We start from the raw sequence: 18,084 nt of genomic DNA, 5'->3' as shown, positions 1-18,084 counted from the left end.
GTGCCTCAGTCCCTCAGTCCTTCAGTCGATTTGCACCCAGCCGTCCTCGGCCCATTGGTCGAGCAGCGTTCGGGCGTCTTCGCTCAGTGCCGCCACATCGGCGGCGGTCAGGCGGCGCTGATCCGCCAGGCGCCGCATCAACGTGGCATCCAGGCCACCCGCCCGGAACGCGGCACCGTTGATGAAGATGTGGGCAGTGTCATACATCATGCGGCTGCGGGCATCCAGACGGACATCCACGCCTTCCGGCAGGCCCTCCCCGGCTTCGAAGAAGACATGCGGTTTGGGTTCCGTCAGCGCCTCGCCCAGGGCACGCTCCAGCGCCAGCGGCTCCTGCACCGCCTTCATCACCGCTTCGCGAGCGAAGGTCAGCAGCGCCTCGGGAATCTGGCCGGGGGCGCCAGTGGCCGGCTGGCGAGGATCGGCGTACATCAGGTCGGAGCCGGGGGCTTCATCTTCGTCGCCCTCATCGGTCAGTCGCACCAGCAATTCATTGGCCAGCTCCGCCCGCCACGGGGAACGGAAACCCACCGAGGCGGTCATGCAGTCGCCCCCCACCGCCACGCCGTCATGGGCCCAGCCCGGCGGCAGGTACAGCAGGTCGCCCGGCTCCAGGATGAAGTCCTGCTCCGGCGTGAAGTCGGCCAGCACCTTGAGCGGCACATCGTCCCGCAGGGTGCCGGTGGTGGCCACGCCGCGACGGCCGATATGCCAATGACGGCGGCCGCTCACCTGGATGAGGAAGACGTCATAGGAATCGAAATGCGGGCCGACGCCGCCACCGTCGCTGGCGTAGGAGAGCATCAGGTCATCCAGCCGCGCTTCCGGTACAAAGCGGAAGCGGCTCAGCAGCGCTTCGGCCGCGGGGACATGCAGGTCCAGCCCCTGCAGCAGCACTGTCCACTGGGGCTTGGTCCAGGCCGGCAGCTTGGCGATCGGTCCCTGGCGCAAGGACCAGCGGTCCTGCGGCTGCTGGCTGACGAGGCGGCTTTCCACCTCATCGCTGGCGGCCAGCCGCGCCACGGTGGCACGGTCGATCGGCGGCGTGACGCCCGGCAGGGCCTGACGCACCAGCAGCGGCTCCTTCTGCCAGTGGCGCTGCATGAACTGTTCCGGGCTCAGGCCGCCCAGCAGTTCGGTCGGGGCGTGGATGTCGATGCCGCTGGCGGACACGGCATCGGAAGCAGCGGTCGGGGAAGTCACGTCGGAGGTCTTGGCGGAGGTGTTGGCAGAAGTCTTGGCTGTCATGCCGACATTGTCCCCGGATTGGCAGCCTGTGAACCGCCGGACACCGTGCCAGTCCCCGGCGCTCACCCCGTTCTGCGCAAATCCCGCGCTGCCCGCGGTGCATCGGCCCATGCGAGAATTGGCGCATGCAAATCACTGCCCCCTGCGTGGTCTCCCTGACGTGGAGACTGGAAGATGCCCAAGGCCAGTCCGTGGAAGAACTGAATCCCGCAATGGAATTCTTCTACGGTGGCGATGACCTGTTTGCAAAGGTCGAAGAAGCCCTGACGGGCCATGTCACCGGCGACGAAGTGAGCGTTGCGCTCCAGCCGGAAGACGCATTTGGCGACTACGACAGCGCCCTCGTCTGCTTCGAGCCGCGCGAGGTGATGCCGGAGAACGTGGTGGTGGGCATGCAGTTCGAAGGCCTGCCGGAAGGCGCCTCGACCCCGGACATGCCGGCCGACCGCATCTACACCGTGACCGAGGTCTATCCGGAACATGTGGTGCTGGACGGCAACCATCCGCTGGCGGGCATCGGCCTGCGGATTCACGTGACCGTCTGCGACGTGCGCGAAGCCACTGAAGAAGAAATTGAAGCCGGCACGCTGGGCGATGCCGGCGTGACCGTGCTGGATGGCCCCGCGCCGGACGAGCCGGTGCACTGAGTCGCCGCCCGCGCGCACCTGATGCCGCGCGCTCGTTCCATCACGGCCGGGTCTCCCCGGCCGTTGTCATTTCGGCCCGTGCCGGGTAGCGGTGGCTGGGTCGCCGTGGCTGGGTCGCTGCCGCGGCGTCAGCCCTGGCCGATCAGCCTTTGCCCGTGGAGCCGAAGCCGCCGGTCCCGCGCGAGGACGCGTCGAAGTCATCCACGCGGCGGAACTGGGCCTGCACCACCGGGACGATCACCAGCTGCGCCATCCGGTCCATCGGCTGCAGCGTGAAGCTGTCCTGGCCACGGTTCCAGACGCTGACCATCAGCTGACCCTGGTAATCCGAGTCGATCAGCCCCACCAGATTGCCCAGCACGATGCCGTGTTTGTGCCCCAGGCCCGAACGCGGCAGGATCATCGCTGCCAGGCCCGGATCCCCGATGTGGATCGACAGGCCTGTGGGCACGAGATGCGTCTGGCCCGGGGCAATGGTCAAGGCTTCATCGAGGCAGGCGCGCAGGTCCAGGCCGGCGCTGCCCGGCGTGGCGTAGGCAGGCAGATGCTCCGCCATGCGGGCATCGAGGACTTTCAGGTCAATGGTGGTCATAAGGCAGGATAGGTCGTCAGGCGCTGGGCGATGTCTCGCACCAGTTCGCGTGCCAGGGTGAGCTTGTCGGCCCGGGAGAGCTCCCGCTCGCCGCGCGCGTCCACCAGCACCAGCGTATTGTCGTCCTGACCAAAGGTGGCCGGACCGAGGTTGCCGACAATCAACGGCACATTCTTGCGCTGACGTTTTTCCCGTGCGTGCTTGACCAGGTCCTGGCTCTCGGCCGCAAAGCCGACACACAGCGGAGGCTGCGGCAGCGCGGCGACGGTGGCCAGGATGTCCGGATTCTCGGCCAGCGCCAGATGCGGCACCTGCGCTTCGCCGGGCGCCGCATTCTTCTTGATCTTGTGCGCCTGCGTCTGCGCGGGACGCCAGTCCGCCACCGCCGCGGTGGCGACGAACACATCATGCGAGGTGGCCAGTGGCATCACCGCCTCCAGCATGTCGCGCGCGCTCATGACATCGATGCGGCGCACGCCCAGCGGCGTGGGCAGGTGTACCGGGCCGGCCACCAGCGTCACATCCGCACCTGCTTCGGCCGCGGCACGGGCAATGGCAAAGCCCATCTTGCCGCTGGAGCGGTTGGTGATGCCGCGCACCGGGTCGATGGCTTCGTAGGTCGGGCCGGCGGTGATCAGCAGCTTGCGCCCGGCCAGCACCTTCGGCTGGAAGTGCGAGATGACCAGCTCCAGCAGCTGATGCGGCTCGAGCATCCGGCCATCACCGACTTCGCCGCAGGCCTGGTCGCCGTGGCCCACGCCCAGCACCACCGCGCCATCGTCCTGCACCTGGCGGAGATTGCGCTGGGTGGCTGGATGGGCCCACATCTCGCGGTTCATCGCCGGCGCAATCAGCAGCGCGCAGCGGTGCGCCGGACGGGCCAGCGCGGTCAGGGTGAGCAGATCGTCCGCCCGCCCCTGCGCCAGCTTGGCGATCACATCGCCGCTGGCCGGTGCGATCAGCATCGCATCGGCTTCACGGCTCAGGTTGATGTGCGCCATGTTGTTGTCCGGCCGGGCGTCCCACTGGCTGGTGTAGACCGGATGGTTGGACAGCGCCTGCATCGTCACCGGCGTGATGAAGGACTCGGCCGCCTCCGTCATCAGGACCTGAACGGTGGCGCCAGCCTTGACCAGCAGGCGGGTCAATTCGGCGATCTTGTAGCAGGCGATGCCGCCGGAGAGGCCCAGCAGCAGATGCTTGCCGGCCAAGGGGTTGGATTCGGACATAGCGTGCGACTCTATCAGCGCAGCCGCCGCACCGGGTTTCAGCCGGCAACGGCGTCGCGGGTCAACTGACCTTGGTCATCGAAGGGCCCGTACCGTGCGCTCACAGGGCGCACGAAACAGTCATGAAAGATCGCCGGGACCGGACCTGCGGTTTTACTTGCGACGGAACACCAGGTCCCAGACCCCATGGCCCAGCTTCAGGCCCCGGTTCTCGAACTTGGTCAGGGGGCGGTAGGTCGGCTTCTCCGCATAGCCGTTGCCCGGGGCGGTATTGACCAGGTCCGGATCCGCGCCCAGCACTTCCAGCATCTGCTCCGCATACGGCGCCCAGTCGGTGGCGCAATGCAGGTAACCGCCGGGCGCCAGATGCCGCACCAGCTTGGCCACGAACGGCGGCTGGATCAGGCGGCGCTTGTTGTGGCGCTTCTTGTGCCAGGGGTCCGGAAAGAAGATGTGCACGCCGGCCAGCGAGCCCTCCGGAATCATGTGCTCCAGCACTTCCACGGCATCGTGCTGGAAGATGCGGATGTTGGGGATGTCCTGCTCGCCGATCAGCTTGAGCAGCGCGCCCACCCCGGGCTCATGGACCTCGCAGCCGATGAAATCGTGATCCGGCAGGCTCTGCGCAATCTGCGCGGTGGCGCCGCCCATGCCGAAGCCGATCTCCAGCACCACCGGCGCCTGACGGCCGAAGACCTGGGCGGTGTCCAGGGGACGCTGCTCGAAGGGCAGCACATAGCGCGGACCCAGCTCGGCCAGCGCCTTGATCTGGCCGGTGCCCATGCGGCCGGCGCGCACCACAAAGCTGCGGATGCGAGCGCGATGGGCCACGCCTTCAGGGCTGTTGTCGCCCTCGGCACCGCCAGGGGCGGCATCGTCCTGCGGACCGGCGCCGTGGGGATCGGAGGGAGTGGAGGTGGGGAGCGACATGATGAGGGATCAAAATGAAACCAGCCTCGGAGGCGAGGCTGGTGGACCGGGAGATTTTATGCGGCCGCCCGAGCGCCGCACAGCCGAGCCTAATAAGCGCCCTGCACCGCCTGGCTCGCCTGCCCCGCGAGCACGGCCTCGATATCGTCCAGCAGACCGCTGGCCCCAAAACGCATGCGGCGCGGCTGCAGCGCCTCCACGCCCAGCGCATCGGCCGCCAGCTGCAGATAGCCGCGCGCATCCGCCACCGAACGGATGCCACCGCTGGCTTTGAATCCGGCGTTGCCCAGGCCGCTGGACTGGATTTCGGCCAGCATCGCACGGGCCGCTTCCGGCGTCGCCGAGACGGCTGTCTTGCCGGTGCTGGTCTTGATGAAGTCCGCGCCGGCCATCAGCGACAGGCGGGTCGCTTCCTTGATCAGCTCGGTGGTCTGGAGTTCGCCGGATTCGATGATCACCTTCAGTGTCAGCGGACGGGTGGCGTGGCGCACCTCTGCGAGGAATTCAGCCACTTCGCTGGCTTCGCCCTGCTTCAACGCAGCATAGGGCAACACCACGTCCACTTCCTGCGCACCCGCTTCGGCAATGGCGGCGATCTCCGCCAGGACGCGCGGCAGGTCCAGACTGCCGTCCGGGAAGTTGGCCACGGCGGCGACCTGGATGCCCGCCGGCAAGGCGGCACGGGCCTGCGCCACGAAGCGCGGCCAGACGCACACGGCCGCCACGGGGCCGCGACCGTCCGCGCCGATGGCGCGACGGCACAGCGCGTCGATGGTCGCCGGCGTGTCGCCGTCGTTGAGGCTGGTCAGATCCAGGCATTGCAGCGCCAGACGCGCCGCTTGTTCGAGACTCATGTCGGTCTTCATGTACTGCTCCCAGACGGGCCGGCCGCGCCTCTCACGCCGCCGTGCCCCTGCTGCGCTCAGGCGCGCAGCGATTCCATCGTGGTCAGCGAGGCCAGCAGCTGCCCCAGGAAGGCGGCCGCGCGGTCGCCGGAGGCCTTGGCCTGTTGCAGCGTGAGCGCGTGGGTCAGCGCTTCTTCGGACAGGCCGGCCGCCATGTTGGTGATCAGCGCCAGGCCGCCCACCCGCAGGCCGGCGTGACGGGCCAGGATGGTTTCCGGCACGGTGCTCATGCCGACGGCATCCGCGCCCCAGGCGGAGAACATGCGGATCTCGGCCGGCGTCTCGAACTGCGGGCCCACTGCCCACACGTACACGCCCTGCCCCAGCACCAGGTTGTGCGCCTGGGCCACCTTCACCGCCTGTTGACGCAGTTCGCCATCGTAGGCGGCGCTCATGTCGGTGAAGCGGTCGTTGCCCGGCAGGCCGGTCAGCGGCGAACGCTGCGGTGCATTGATGTGATCCGAGATCATCATCAGGCTGCCCGGCGGCAAGTGCGAGCGCAGGCTGCCCGACGCATTGGTCAGCAGCAGCAGCTTGACGCCCCAGGCCTTGAGGCTGCGGATGGCGCCGGCCATGCCGGTGCAGTCGCCGCTTTCATAGGTGTGGGCGCGGCCGCGCAGCATCACCACCCGTTGCTGGCCGACGCGGCCGACGGTGATTTCGGCCACATGGCCTTCCACCTTGGGCTGCGGGAAGGCCGGCAGCTGCGCGTAGGGCAGGTGCTGCTGGTCTTGCAGCTGATCCACCGCACCGCTCCAGCCGGAGCCCAGCACGACGGCGACTTCCGGTGCCTGGTCGCCGAAGGTGGCCTTCAGGGTGGCGAGGCTGGTGGTGATGGCGGCGTCGAGGGCGGCGCCTTGCAAGGGCATGGACATGAGGTTCTCCTTCAGGCGTTCTTGAGATGGTCGGGGCCGAAGCTGGCGGGGAGCAGCTGCTCCAGCGTCCAGTGGGCGCGCACGCCGGTGCTGTCGCCAGCGATGACGATCAGGTCGGACGGCTGCGCAAACTCACGCAGCTTCTGACGGCAGCCGCCGCAGGGCGTGATGATCTCGCTGCCGGCGCCGGTCACCATCACGGCGCGGGCGATGCGGCCACCGGCCATGATCATGTGACCCAGCGCGGTGGTCTCGGCGCACCAGCCTTGCGGATAGGCGGCGTTCTCGATGTTGCAGCCGGCGTGGATGCGGCCCTGCTCGTCCAGCACGGCGGCGCCCACAAGGTACTTCGAATACGGTGCATACGAATGCTGACGCGCATTCATGGCGGCGGTCAGCAGTTGCTGCACCAAGGCGTCGTTCAGGCCGGGGATCTGCATCATGTCTCTTCCTTCCTCGATATCGTTGGGCCGGTGAGGTCCTGGGACCGGCGACTCACGGCATGCAAGGCGCCGCGCGCTGCGTGAGTCACCGGGCGGGCCGGGCGTGGCTGCATGGCGCGGCTGGGTTCCGGCAGGCAAGTCCCGGCGCCTGAAGCCGGAGCGACGGATTGTCGGTCGCCTGGCCTGCACCGTTGCATCACCCGGCGCTCAGGTCCGGACAGCGACGCAAGGTGGATGGGCTGCCGGAGGGCGCCTCAACGCTCCTTCACATAGGGCTTGCTCAGCGCCTTGGGCGCCACGGCCTGACCGATGAAGCCGGCCAGCAGCACCACCGTCAGAATGTAAGGCAGCGCCTGGATGGCCTGCACCGGCACCTCGCCGATGCCCGGCAGCGACACCCCCTGCAGGCGAATCGCGATGGCATCCAGGAAGCCGAAGAGCAGGCACGCTGCCAGCGTCGGCAGCGGCTTCCACTTGCCGAAGATCATCGCGGCCAGGGCGATGAAGCCGCGACCGGCAGTCATGTTCGGCGAGAACGAGGCGTTCTGCGCCAGCGTCAGATAGGCGCCCCCGAGGCCGCACAGCAGGCCGTTGAGCATCAGCGCGGTGTAGCGCAGGCGGGGCACGGACACCCCTGCCGCATCGACCATCGCCGGGTTCTCGCCCACCGCCCGCAGTCGCAGGCCCGGTCGGGTCCGCTCCAGGAAGAACCACACCACCAGCACCAGCGCGAAGGCCAGATAGACGAGCAGGTTGTGGCTCAGCAGGCCATGGCCGATGACGGAACCCACCCAGCTGCCCGGCACCGGCTCGGCGAATTGCGGCAACAGGCCGGTCAGTCGCTGGCTGGCGTCGATCGGCGGCGTCTGGCCGCCCTGCGCAAACCAGGCGATGCCCAGCACCACCGTCAGCCCTGCGGCCACCATGTTCAGGGCCACGCCGGAGACGACCTGGTCACCGCGATGCGTCACGCAGGCAAAGCCGTGCAGCGCCGACATGGCGCAGGCCACCAGCATGGCGGCGCCAATGCCCATCGGCGCGGAATGCGTGACCGCCGTCACCGCGGCGGCGGCGAAGGCCGCGGCCAGCATCTTGCCTTCCAGCCCGATGTCAACGACACCGGAACGCTCACACAGCAGACCGGCCAGCGCCGCAAACAGCAGCGGCGTGGTGACGCGCAGCGTCGAGGCCAGCACCGACCCGATCAGCACCTCATCCATGGGACTTCCCCTCGCCGGCCACGCGGCGCGAGCGGCGTGTCAGCAACGTATACAGGCGCGCGAACATCGGCGCGCTGACCATGGCCATGGCGCCGGCGAACAGGACGATCAGGCCCTGCACCGTCACCACCATCTCGCGGCTGAAGCCCGGCACTTCAAAAGACACTTCCACGCCGCCCTGATACAGCACGCCGAACAGCAGCGAGGCCAGCACGATGCCCACCGGATGATTGCGGCCCATCAGCGCCACCGCGATGCCGGTGAAGCCGGCGCCGGCGACGAAGTCCAGGGTCAGCTTGCCCTGGACGCCGGCGATTTCGTTGATGCCCACGAGGCCCGCCAGTGCGCCGGACAGGCCCATGGCCGCCAGCACCTGCCAGCGCGGACGGATGCCCGCATAGTGCGCCGCCGAGGGATTGGCCCCGACCGCGCGCAGCACGTAGCCCGCGCGGCTGCGCCACAGGAACCACCAGACAAAGAGGCAGGCCAGGACCGCCAGCACGATGGACAGGTTCAGCGGCGAGGACGGCAGTTCCCAGCCAAAGCGTGCAGCCAGTTCATGGATGGCCGGCATGCGGGCGGAGGGGGCGAAGTCCGAGCTTTCCACCGACATCGAGCCGGCGGGACGCAGCCAGTTCACCAGCAGGTAGCCGTTGAGGCTGGCCGCCAGGAAGTTGAACATGATGGTGGTGATCACCACATGGCTGCCACGCCAGGCCTGCAGGTAACCCGGAACGGCGGCCCACAGCATGCCGAAGGCCGCCGCTGCAAGGACCGCCAGCGGCAGCATCACCACCGCCGGCAGCTTCGGTCCCAGCCACAGCGACAGCAGCGCCACGCCGATACCGCCCAGCGTCGCCTGCCCTTCCCCGCCGATGTTGAACAGGCCACCGTGAAAGGCCACGGCCACCGCCAGACCGGTGAAGATGAAAGTGGTGGTGTAGTAGAGCGTATAGCCCAGGCCACGCGCGCTGCCCAGCGCGCCTTCCAGCAGCACGGACAGCGCCTGAACCGGGCTCGCGCCGATCAACAGCACCACGCCGCCGGCCACCAGCAGGGCAATCAGCAGGTTCCACAGCGGCAGCAGCACCAGATCCATCCAGCGCGGCATTTGCAAGGCTTGACTCATGAGGAAGCTTTCGCGGCAGCGGCCTCGGTGGGTGCGTCCGCGGGGTCAGGGGTGGCGGCCATCAGCAGGCCCAGGGTCTTCTCGGTGCACTGTTCGATGCTGAGCTCGCCGGTGATGCGTCCGGCATTCATCACCACCACGCGGTCGGCCAGGGCCAGGATCTCGTCCAGCTCACTGGACACCAGCAGAATGGCGCAGCCCGCGTCGCGCAGGCGGCGCAACTGGTTGTGGATGAATTCGATCGCGCCGATGTCCACGCCGCGGGTCGGCTGGCCCACCAGCAGCACCGACGGCTGCTGGCCGATCTCGCGCGCCAGAATCAGCTTTTGCTGATTGCCGCCGGAGAACTTGGACGAGCCCAGTTCCGCATTGCGCGGACGGACGTCGAAGTCCTCCATCATGCGTGCCGTCTGGGCCCGCAGGTGGCGTTGGTTCATCGCCAGGCCCAGGGGACCGGCGCAGTACTGGCCCTGCTCGTGATAACCCAGCGCAGCCGTTTCCCAGGCGGGGAAGCTCAGCACCATGCCCAGCAGGTGGCGGTCTTCCGGCACGTGGGCCAGCTTGAGGTCGCGCGCGGTGCGCGGGTCCAGCCAGGCGGCGGCGCGGAATTCACGGCCGGCCAGATGCAGCGAGCCGGCATCCGGCGCCCGCATGCCGGCCAGCACTTCCAGCAGCTCGCTCTGCCCATTGCCGGAGACGCCGGCCACGCCGACGATCTCGCCCGGGCGCAGCGCCAGCTTCACATTCGTCAACAGGTGCACGCCGGCACCGCTGGCCACGCTCAGGCCATCGGCCTGCAGCACCGGCTGGTCCGACCGCGGCTGCGCGGCGCCCCCGGCGCGGCCGAGGTTGACCTTGCGGCCGACCATGCTTTCGGCCAGGTCCTCGGGGCTGGTCTCGCCGATCAGCGCAGTCTTGACCACTGCGCCGGCGCGCATCACCGTCACCGCATCACACAGCGCCATCACTTCGCGCAGCTTGTGGGTGATCAGCAGGATGGTGGTGCCGCGCTCGCGCAGGCGACGCAGCACTTCAAAGAGCTGGTCGGTTTCCTGCGGCGTCAGCACCGCGGTCGGCTCGTCCAGGATCAGGATGCGGGCGCCGCGGTACAGCGCCTTGAGGATTTCCAGCCGCTGCAGCTCGCCCACTGGCAGGTCCGCCACGGTGGCATCCAGCCGCACCTGCAGGCCGGTGTCGCGCATCAGCGCTTCCAGCTGCTGGCGCACCTGACGCTTGGCACGCGAGAGGAAGAAGGCGGGCTCGGCGCCCAGCATGACGTTGTCCAGCGCGGACAGCGTGTCCACCAGCATGAAGTGCTGATGGACCATGCCGATGCCCAGGTCGATGGCCTGATGCGAATTGGCGATCTGGACACGCTGGCCGTTGATCTCGATGTGGCCCTCGTCGGCATGGTAGTAGCCGTAGAGGATCGCCATCAGGGTGCTCTTGCCGGCGCCGTTTTCGCCAACGAGGCCATGCACCGTGCCCGGCGCGACCGACAGGCTGACCGCCCGGTTGGCCTGCACCGCGCCGAAGCGCTTGGAAATGTCGCACAGGCGGACCGCGGGCGCGGGTCCGCCGCGTGAGGACTCAGTCATGGTGAACGCCGGGAAATCAGTTCTTGCAGGCGTTGTCGGCCATGTAATCGGCCACCTTGATCTTGCCGGCGACGATGTCGGCCTTGTAGGCGTCCAGCTTGGTCTTGACCGCGGGCGGGATCAGCTTGGCGTTGTCCTGATCCAGCGCGTATTCAACGCCGCCTTCCTTCAGGCCGAGCACCAGGATGCCGGGCTTCCATTCCTTCAGCACGTTGTAGACGGCCACGTCCACCCGCTTGACCATGGAGCTCAGCATGGTGCCGGGCTGCAGGTGGTTCTGATTGCTGTCCACGCCGATGGCGAACTTGCCGGCGTCCTTGGCGGCCTGGTAGATGCCCACGCCGGTGCCGCCGGCAGCGGCGAAGACCACGTCCACACCCTTGGCGAACTGGGCCTTGGCCAGCTCACCGCCGCGGGTCGGGTCGTTCCAGGCCGTGGCGGTGGTGCCGGTCATGTTCTTGAACAGCTCGACCTTCGGATTCGCTGCCTTGGCGCCCTGCTCGTAGCCGCATTCAAACTTGCGGATCAGCGGGATGTCCATGCCGCCGATGAAGCCGACCTTGCCGGTCTTGCTGGTCAGCGAGGCCAGTGCGCCCACCAGGAAGCTGCCTTCCTGTTCCTTGAACAGCACGGACTGCACATTGGGCTGGTTGACCTTCTCATCGATGATGACGAACTTGGTCTTGGGAAAGTCCTTGGCGACCTGGTTCAGGGCGGAGGCCTGCGCAAAACCCACCGAGATGATGGGGCTGGCGCCCCGCTCGGCCATGCGGCGGATGGCCTGCACCCGCTGGGTTTCGTTGCTGATCTCAAATTCGAAGTACTTGCCGCCCGTGTCGGCTTTCCACTTCTCGACGCCGCGGTAAGCCGCTTCGTTGAAGGATTTGTCGAACTTGCCGCCCATGTCGAAGATGACCGCCGGCGTGGTGGCTTGCGCCAGCGCCGTGCCGGACATCAGTGCCAGCGCCAGGCCGGACATGAGCGAGGAAAGCGACATGGAAGGCTTCATTGCAGTCCCGATTCAACGAGGGAAGAGTCCAAACACAAGTCCGTCAGCATGCACGATCCGGGCCACCCCGTTGCCAAAGACCTTGCAGCGCGGGCAGGTGCCACGGGCTTCGCAAAGTCAGGCATGCAGGCAGGGAGGCGTCGGAGACAGGCGCAGGCAGGACGGAGCGGGGCGGATTTTAAGGATCGCGGAGTGTAGACGAGTCTAAGGAAAACGCTAAACGTTTGCGGCCCCTCGGCGACTGGGGCGTCGGCTCTAAACCTCCGGCAACGGGCGGGCGCCGGACAGGTGCAGCCCATGGGGACGCCGCGCGGTGCGGAGCGACGAGCGCCAATCGCCCAATGCTCGCCATCCGGCTTCCCAACATCCTGCACAGAGTTGAGAATTACTTTCATTTAGAATTGTCACTTCGCCAGCTCTTTCGGCTCGCCTGGATTCCCCACACATGAGCGCTGTCCCGATCCCTACCCTCGCCCACGCCGCCATCGGCGAGGCGCACCGCGTCAAAGCGTTGCAGCCGCCCGCCTACGCGCCGGAATGGAAGCAATGGCTGGAAGAACTCGGCTTTGTGGCCGGTGAACATGTGGCCGTGCTGGCACGTGCAATGCCCGGCCACGATCCGCTGGTGGTGCGCATCGGGCAGTCGACGTTTGCGCTGCGCCGTGCGGAAGCGGACTGTGTCCAATTGCTGGGGCTGGATGAAGACGCTTCCTGCATCGTGCCGACGTCGGCCATGAACGGCACGAACGGAGCCTCCCATGCGTGAGGCGATTGTCCACGTCCATCCTGCCGGTCCGCTGCTGGCGCTGGTGGGGAATCCGAACTGCGGCAAGACCGCTCTCTTCAACCGTCTCACCGGCAGCCGTCAGAAGGTGGCGAACTACGCGGGCGTGACGGTCGAGCGCAAGGAAGGCCGGCTGCGCACCGCGGCCGGCAAGCTGCTGCGGGTGCTGGATCTGCCTGGCACCTACAGCCTGTATCCCCGTTCGCCGGACGAGCGCGTCACCGTCGACGTGCTGGCCGGCCGCGCACAGGGCGAAAAGCGCCCGGACCTCGTGGTGTGTGTCCTGGACGCCACCAATCTGCGTCGCAATCTGCGGCTGTTCTTCGCGGTGCAGCGTCAGGGCGTGCCGTGTGTGGTGGCGCTGAACATGTCCGATCTGGCCGCCCGTCGCGGTATTCAGGTGGACACGCAGCGCTTCAGCCAGCTGTTGGGCGTGCCGGTGGTGCGCACGGTGGCCACCGATGGCCACGGCCTCGATGAACTGCGTGCGGTGCTGGACCAGCCGGAGACCTGGCAGGCCGCTGGGCAGGCGACGGGTGCGGTGGCTGCAGCGACTGCCGCAGGAGGTGCTGCTTCAGGTGCTGCTTCGAGTGCGGCCGCAGGCGAGTCGCCCATCGCCCCGGCGGAAGGCGACGACCAGCAACGCATCAGCACGATCCTGCGCGAATTGAAGCTGGACAGCCACCAGGGCGAGCTGCCCAGCGACAAGGTCGATCGCGTCGTGCTGCATCCGGTGCTGGGCCCGATCATCCTGGCCGTGCTGCTCTTCTTCCTGTTCCAGGCGGTGTTCTCCTGGGCCGAGCCGCCCAAGGAGCTGATCGAAGGTGGCATCGCCTGGCTCGGCGAGAAGGTCGGCGCGCTGCTGCCCGAAGGCTACTTCCGCAGCCTGATCGTGGACGGACTGATCGCCGGTGTGGGCTCGGTGCTGGTGTTCCTGCCGCAGATCCTGATCCTGTTCTTCTTCATCCTGATCCTGGAAGAGTCCGGTTATCTGCCTCGCGCGGCCTTCCTGCTGGACCGGATCATGGGCTCGGTGGGCCTGTCCGGCCGCAGCTTCATTCCGCTGCTCTCCAGCTTCGCCTGCGCCATCCCCGGCATCATGGCCACCCGCTCGATCGCCAATCCGCGCGACCGCCTCGTCACCATCCTGATCGCGCCGCTGATGACCTGCTCCGCGCGGTTGCCGGTGTATGCGCTGCTGATTGGCGCCTTCATTCCGGAGCGCACCGTGTGGGGCGGCATCGGTCTGCAGGGCCTGGTGCTGTTTGCGCTGTACATGGCCGGCATCGTGGCTGCAATGGGCGTGGCCTGGGTGCTCAAGCGCTTCACCAGCAGCGGCCGTCAGGTGCGTCCGCTGATGATGGAACTGCCCAGCTACCACTGGCCGCATGGCCGCAGCATCGCCATCGGGCTGTGGCAGCGGACCGAGATCTTCATCAAGCGCGTGGGCACGATCATCCTGGCGCTGACGCTGCTGCTGTGGCTGCTGTCCAGCTTCCCGGCACCGCCGCCCGGCGCCACCGGCGCACCGATCGAATACAGCATCGCCGGCATGCTGGGCCGGGCACTGGCCGTGGTCTTCGAGCCGATTGGCTTCAACTGGCAGATCAGCCTCGCGCTGGTGCCGGGTCTTGCTGCGCGGGAGATCGCGGTGAGTGCGCTGGGCACGGTGTATTCGTTGTCGGCCACCGCTGAAGATGCCGCGCAGGCGCTGACGCCGCTGATCGTGCAGACCTGGAGCCTGCCGACCGCCTTCTCGCTGCTGGCCTGGTATGTGTTTGCGCCGCAGTGCCTGTCCACCATCGCGGCGGTGAAGCGCGAGACCAACGGCTACAAGATCCCCGCGATCATGCTGGCGTATCTGTTTGGTCTGGCCTACCTGGCGTCGTGGCTGACCTTCCACATCAGCAGCTGGATGTTGAGCTGACCAGGCGTCATCGCTTCGCCGCACCCGCGGCGGGGCGATGATCGCCGCCGCGGCAATGCCGCGAACGCTGCGACGACCGGGCGATCATCGCCACGACGGCCGCGCAGGTGGGGTTGACGCGATTGGCAGCGCCGACGCGGTCGTTATGCTCGCGCTCCATGACTGCACCCCTCTTCGCTTTCCTGCGCACCCGCCTGGGCTCGCCCGTGTTGCCGCCGCTGCAACCCCTTTTGCGCTTCTCGGCGCCTCATGAGATTCAGGCGCGTGAGCGGCTCGAACCACAAGGCCCTCGGGCCACGGACGCGGTGCCGGCCCGCGCGGCCCGCACGCGGGTAGCGACCACCGTGCTGACGGCCGTCACGGCCATCGCCACCGTCACCGCCTTGAGCGGCGCCGCATTCGCCGCCGGACCCGGGGCCGCGCAGCCCGCGGGCACTCCTGGATCCGCAGCGTCCGCGCTCACATCGAGCGCGGACGTGGCGCCCTCGGCCGCAGCTGCATCCGCCGCCCCCACTCAAGTCGTTGCCCCCTCCTCCACCGCTTCCCCTGCCGACCAGCGCTTCCAGCGCCTGGCCCACGATTTCATCGAAGCCCTCTGGCGCCTGGACCCGGACGCTGCCGTCGCCGCCGGCCGTTATGAATTCGCTGCGCGGCTGAACGTGCCGGACGACAAGAGCCGCGCCGCCCAGCTGCGCTTCGTGCGGCAATGGCTGCAGCGCTTCGAAGCGGTGCAGCCGGAGCGCCTGAGCGCCGCGTCGCGCACCGATCTGGGCCAACTGCTGAACAAGCTGCGTAGCGACCACTTCGCGCTGACCGAACTCCGCGAGTTCGAATGGAACCCGGCCAACGTCAACGTGGCCAGCCTGCTGGACCTGGTGCTGAACACCGACTACGCACCGCTCCCGCAGCGCCTGCGCGCGCTCTCAGGCCGTCTGGCCCAGGTGCCCGCCTACTACCGCGCCGGCGCGGCCAGCCTGCGTCAGCCGACGCTGGAACATACCCAGCTGGCCATCGACCAGGCGCCCGGCGTGCTGAGCGTGCTCGACGACATCCAGAAGGCGCTCGACAGCGAAGCGGCCAAGGGCCTGAGCAAGGCCGACCGCACCCAGCTCCAGCAGCGTCTGACCGCCGCGCGCACCGCCGTGCAAGGCTGGCGCGAGCAGCTGACGCAGCGTCTGGCCGCGTTGAAGGCCGATGGCTCGGCGCGCAGCTTCCGCCTCGGACAGGCGCTCTACGACAAGAAGTTCAGCTACGACATTCAATCGGCCCACAGCGCCGAGCAGATGTACCGCAAGGCGCTCGCGGCGCGGGAAGCCCTGCTGACCCGCATGGACAGCCTGGCCGACCAGCTCTGGTCGCAGACCCAGGGCGACGCGCCCAAGCCGACGGACCGCTTTGCCAAGATCGGCGCTGTGATCCACACGCTGTCGGCGCAGCACGTGAAGCGGGAGGACTTCGTGTCCGAGATCCGTGCGCAGATTCCGCAGCTGGAGCGCTGGATCGTCGATCACGACCTGCTCACCATGGACCCGAGCAAGCCGCTGATGGTGCGTGAGACGCCGGTCTACCAGCGGGGTGTGGCGGGCGCCGGCATCGAGGCGCCCGGCCCGTATCGGCCGCAGGACCGCACCTACTACAACGTCACGCCGCTGGACGACCTCACCGACGCCCAGGCCGAAAGCACGCTGCGCGAATACAACCACTGGATCCTGCAGATCCTCAACATCCACGAAGCGGTGCCGGGGCACTACACGCAGCTGGTGCATGCCAACAAGTCGCCCTCGCTGGTGAAGGCGCTGTTCGGCAACGGCGCGATGGTGGAAGGCTGGGCGGTCTACGGCGAACGGATGATGCTGGAGTCCGGCTACGGCAACCAGGCGCCGGAGATGTGGCTGATGTACAGCAAGTGGAATCTGCGCAGCGTCACCAACACCCTCCTGGACTACAGCGTGCATGTGCTGGGCATGAGCCAGGACGAGGCGCTGGACCTGCTGATGCGTCAGGCCTTTCAGACCGAACGGGAGGCGCGCGAGAAGTGGCGCCGTGTGCAGCTGACGTCGGTGCAGCTGACCAGCTACTTCAGCGGCTATTCGGACATCATGGAGCTGCGCGAGCAGCGGCGCCAGGCGCTGGGCGACCGCTTCAAGCTGAAGGACTTCCACGAGGAGTTCCTGAGCTATGGCAGCGCACCGGTGCCTGTGATTGCCGAGCTGATGAACCAGCGCTGATCTGAGCGGCGCGTACGGACGGCCTTCGCGACGAGGGCCGTGTTCGTGCCGGCTGGCGAGTCCCTCAGTGCGGGCCGCTCAGTACGGGTCGCTCAATACGGGCGCTCAATACGGGCGTCAATGGTGTTCCAATCCGGGCCATGAGCCAGGAATTCGCATCGTCATCGTCATCGCCTTCGTTATCGGCAGCGTCAGCGGGATCGCAGACGCAGTCGGCTTCACCCTCCTCTCCCGACGCCGCCGCCGAGCTGGAGCAGCGTATCACCGAGCTGGAGATCAAGGCCAGCTTCACCGAGGACCTGCTCGACACGCTGAATGCCCAGGTGGCGCTGCAACAGCAGCAGATCGAAGCGCTGGTGCGGGAGATCACCCAGCTGCGCCGGCAGATGCCCGACGGCCGTGGCGACGGCCCGCGCAGCCTGCGCGACGAATTGCCCCCGCATTATTGAGAGCGCAGGCGGAGACGCCCGGCCAGGCGTCTCCTTGCTGGACCCCTGTCAGGCCTCTCCTATCCGGCCTTGCCTGTCCGGCTGATGCCGTCATGCCGATGCCGTCAGGCTCGACCTGATGAGCAGTGGGTCCGCTGCGCCGTTCAGCTTCGGGCCGGTGAATTCAACCCGCGTTGCACGGCGTCCCGCGCCAGGAATGCTTCCAGCACGCGTCGCACCTCCTTGAAGTCCGAGAGGCCCACCAGATCACCCGCCTCGTAGAAGTTGGCCAGAGTGTTCACCCACGGCCAGAGGGCGATGTCGGCAATGGTGTAGTCGTTGCCCATGATCCATCCGCGGCCGGTCAGGCGCTGGTCCAGCACGCCCAGCAGCCGCCGGGATTCAGCCACATAGCGGTCGCGCGGACGCTTGTCCTCGAATTCCTTGCCGGCGAACTTGTGGAAGAAGCCGAGCTGGCCGAACATCGGGCCGACGCCGCCCATCTGGAACATCACCCACTGCAGCGTCTCATAACGGCGCGTCGGATCCGCAGGCAGCAATTGCCCGGTCTTTTCGGCGAGATAGACCAGGATGGCGCCGGACTCGAACAGCGCCAGCGGCTCCCCGCCCGGCCCCTGCGGATCCAGGATCGCCGGGATCTTGTTGTTGGGGTTCAGCGAGAGGAACTCGGGCGACATCTGGTCATTCGTCTGGAAGCTCACCAGATGCGCCTCATACGGCAGTCCCACCTCTTCCAGGAAGATCGACACCTTCACGCCGTTGGGCGTGGGCAGCGAATACAGCTGCAGCCGGTCCGGATGCTGGGCGGGCCATTTCTGGGTGATGGGAAAACGGGACAGATCGGTCATGGTGGGACACGCCAGAGGCGTGA

Annotated in this window: 17 protein-coding genes; 5 read left to right on the top strand and 12 right to left on the bottom strand. The window is 67.6% G+C overall.

Features of this window, described 5'->3' with window-relative positions:
• Positions 1-21: 21 nt before the first annotated feature.
• Positions 22-1,158 carry a JmjC domain-containing protein gene (locus FHS28_RS20485; protein ID WP_088453760.1) on the bottom strand — a complete coding sequence of 379 codons (1,137 nt, stop codon included), beginning with the start codon at positions 1,156-1,158 and terminating at the stop codon, positions 22-24.
• Positions 1,159-1,373: 215 nt separating this feature from the next.
• Between FHS28_RS20485 and FHS28_RS20480 the strand changes: the two genes are divergently transcribed.
• Positions 1,374-1,895 carry an FKBP-type peptidyl-prolyl cis-trans isomerase gene (locus FHS28_RS20480; protein ID WP_088453682.1) on the top strand — a complete coding sequence of 174 codons (522 nt, stop codon included), beginning with the start codon at positions 1,374-1,376 and terminating at the stop codon, positions 1,893-1,895.
• Between the two features lie 142 nt (positions 1,896-2,037).
• Here the strand turns inward: FHS28_RS20480 and dut are convergent, their stop codons facing one another.
• The 10 genes from dut to FHS28_RS20430 all read right to left on the bottom strand — a co-directional run bounded on the left by dut (position 2,038) and on the right by FHS28_RS20430 (position 11,813).
• Positions 2,038-2,487: a dUTP diphosphatase gene (gene dut / locus FHS28_RS20475; protein WP_088453681.1), complete on the bottom strand. Its 450-nt coding sequence runs from the start codon at positions 2,485-2,487 to the stop codon at positions 2,038-2,040.
• On the bottom strand, positions 2,484-3,716 hold the full coding sequence (gene coaBC, locus FHS28_RS20470; RefSeq protein WP_088453680.1) for a bifunctional phosphopantothenoylcysteine decarboxylase/phosphopantothenate--cysteine ligase CoaBC: 1,233 nt from the start codon (positions 3,714-3,716) through the stop codon (positions 2,484-2,486). The genes dut and coaBC overlap by 4 nt, the downstream gene beginning before the upstream one ends.
• Positions 3,717-3,869: 153 nt before the next feature.
• Positions 3,870-4,646: a tRNA (guanosine(46)-N7)-methyltransferase TrmB gene (trmB, locus tag FHS28_RS20465; protein ID WP_088453679.1), complete on the bottom strand. Its 777-nt coding sequence runs from the start codon at positions 4,644-4,646 to the stop codon at positions 3,870-3,872.
• 89 nt (positions 4,647-4,735) lie between these two features.
• On the bottom strand, positions 4,736-5,500 hold the full coding sequence (gene deoC, locus FHS28_RS20460; RefSeq protein WP_088453678.1) for a deoxyribose-phosphate aldolase: 765 nt from the start codon (positions 5,498-5,500) through the stop codon (positions 4,736-4,738).
• Positions 5,501-5,568: 68 nt separating this feature from the next.
• Complete coding sequence (locus tag FHS28_RS20455; RefSeq protein ID WP_246410399.1) at positions 5,569-6,426, bottom strand: purine-nucleoside phosphorylase; 858 nt, start codon at positions 6,424-6,426, stop codon at positions 5,569-5,571.
• A gap of 11 nt (positions 6,427-6,437) precedes the next feature.
• Positions 6,438-6,869 (bottom strand): cytidine deaminase, encoded by a 432-nt coding sequence (locus tag FHS28_RS20450; RefSeq protein ID WP_246410397.1) that lies wholly within the window; start codon positions 6,867-6,869, stop codon positions 6,438-6,440.
• Between the two features lie 254 nt (positions 6,870-7,123).
• A complete protein-coding gene (locus FHS28_RS20445) occupies positions 7,124-8,089 on the bottom strand; it encodes an ABC transporter permease (RefSeq protein ID WP_088453677.1) in 966 nt (321 codons plus the stop codon).
• The gene (locus FHS28_RS20440) at positions 8,082-9,218 is read right to left on the bottom strand and encodes an ABC transporter permease (protein ID WP_088453676.1); all 1,137 of its coding nucleotides are present in this window, start codon (positions 9,216-9,218) and stop codon (positions 8,082-8,084) included. Before FHS28_RS20440 ends, FHS28_RS20445 begins: the two co-directional genes overlap by 8 nt.
• Positions 9,215-10,816, bottom strand: a complete 1,602-nt coding sequence (locus FHS28_RS20435) for an ABC transporter ATP-binding protein (RefSeq protein WP_088453675.1) — start codon at positions 10,814-10,816, stop codon at positions 9,215-9,217. The genes FHS28_RS20440 and FHS28_RS20435 overlap by 4 nt, the downstream gene beginning before the upstream one ends.
• 16 nt (positions 10,817-10,832) lie before the next feature.
• Positions 10,833-11,813, bottom strand: a complete 981-nt coding sequence (locus FHS28_RS20430; RefSeq protein WP_088453757.1) for a BMP family lipoprotein — start codon at positions 11,811-11,813, stop codon at positions 10,833-10,835.
• A 457-nt stretch (positions 11,814-12,270) separates the two neighbouring features.
• Here FHS28_RS20430 and FHS28_RS20425 point away from each other — a divergent pair, with 457 nt between their 5' ends.
• From FHS28_RS20425 to FHS28_RS20410, 4 genes are all read left to right on the top strand, one after another.
• Entirely contained in the window at positions 12,271-12,591 is a 321-nt protein-coding gene (locus FHS28_RS20425) for a FeoA family protein (RefSeq protein ID WP_088453674.1), read from the top strand.
• Complete coding sequence (feoB, locus tag FHS28_RS20420; protein ID WP_088453673.1) at positions 12,584-14,536, top strand: ferrous iron transport protein B; 1,953 nt, start codon at positions 12,584-12,586, stop codon at positions 14,534-14,536. The genes FHS28_RS20425 and feoB overlap by 8 nt, the downstream gene beginning before the upstream one ends.
• A 158-nt stretch (positions 14,537-14,694) precedes the next feature.
• Entirely contained in the window at positions 14,695-16,764 is a 2,070-nt protein-coding gene (locus FHS28_RS20415; protein WP_088453672.1) for a DUF885 domain-containing protein, read from the top strand.
• Between the two features lie 248 nt (positions 16,765-17,012).
• Complete coding sequence (locus FHS28_RS20410) at positions 17,013-17,213, top strand: SlyX family protein (RefSeq protein ID WP_246410412.1); 201 nt, start codon at positions 17,013-17,015, stop codon at positions 17,211-17,213.
• Positions 17,214-17,356: 143 nt separating this feature from the next.
• On the opposite strand, the gene FHS28_RS20405 is transcribed toward FHS28_RS20410, so the two are convergent.
• A complete protein-coding gene (locus FHS28_RS20405) occupies positions 17,357-18,061 on the bottom strand; it encodes a glutathione S-transferase N-terminal domain-containing protein (protein WP_088453670.1) in 705 nt (234 codons plus the stop codon).
• Positions 18,062-18,084: the final 23 nt, after the last annotated feature.

The sequence above is a fragment of the Roseateles terrae genome, assembly GCF_014192155.1.
Classification (GTDB): domain Bacteria; phylum Pseudomonadota; class Gammaproteobacteria; order Burkholderiales; family Burkholderiaceae_C; genus Roseateles; species Roseateles terrae.
Note: the sequence above shows the minus strand (reverse complement) of the source record. Positions and strands in the feature narration are given on the sequence as shown.

Coding starts and splice junctions, on each gene's coding strand:
- coaBC (WP_088453680.1), bottom strand. CDS start 3,716: ATGTCCGAATCCAACCCCTTGGCCGGCAAGCATCTGCTGCTGGGCCTC.
- FHS28_RS20455 (WP_246410399.1), bottom strand. CDS start 6,426: ATGTCCATGCCCTTGCAAGGCGCCGCCCTCGACGCCGCCATCACCACC.
- trmB (WP_088453679.1), bottom strand. CDS start 4,646: ATGTCGCTCCCCACCTCCACTCCCTCCGATCCCCACGGCGCCGGTCCG.
- FHS28_RS20440 (WP_088453676.1), bottom strand. CDS start 9,218: ATGAGTCAAGCCTTGCAAATGCCGCGCTGGATGGATCTGGTGCTGCTG.
- dut (WP_088453681.1), bottom strand. CDS start 2,487: ATGACCACCATTGACCTGAAAGTCCTCGATGCCCGCATGGCGGAGCAT.
- FHS28_RS20450 (WP_246410397.1), bottom strand. CDS start 6,869: ATGATGCAGATCCCCGGCCTGAACGACGCCTTGGTGCAGCAACTGCTG.
- FHS28_RS20445 (WP_088453677.1), bottom strand. CDS start 8,089: ATGGATGAGGTGCTGATCGGGTCGGTGCTGGCCTCGACGCTGCGCGTC.
- FHS28_RS20430 (WP_088453757.1), bottom strand. CDS start 11,813: ATGTCGCTTTCCTCGCTCATGTCCGGCCTGGCGCTGGCACTGATGTCC.
- FHS28_RS20415 (WP_088453672.1), top strand. CDS start 14,695: ATGACTGCACCCCTCTTCGCTTTCCTGCGCACCCGCCTGGGCTCGCCC.
- FHS28_RS20425 (WP_088453674.1), top strand. CDS start 12,271: ATGAGCGCTGTCCCGATCCCTACCCTCGCCCACGCCGCCATCGGCGAG.
- deoC (WP_088453678.1), bottom strand. CDS start 5,500: ATGAGTCTCGAACAAGCGGCGCGTCTGGCGCTGCAATGCCTGGATCTG.
- FHS28_RS20435 (WP_088453675.1), bottom strand. CDS start 10,816: ATGACTGAGTCCTCACGCGGCGGACCCGCGCCCGCGGTCCGCCTGTGC.
- FHS28_RS20405 (WP_088453670.1), bottom strand. CDS start 18,061: ATGACCGATCTGTCCCGTTTTCCCATCACCCAGAAATGGCCCGCCCAG.
- FHS28_RS20480 (WP_088453682.1), top strand. CDS start 1,374: ATGCAAATCACTGCCCCCTGCGTGGTCTCCCTGACGTGGAGACTGGAA.
- feoB (WP_088453673.1), top strand. CDS start 12,584: ATGCGTGAGGCGATTGTCCACGTCCATCCTGCCGGTCCGCTGCTGGCG.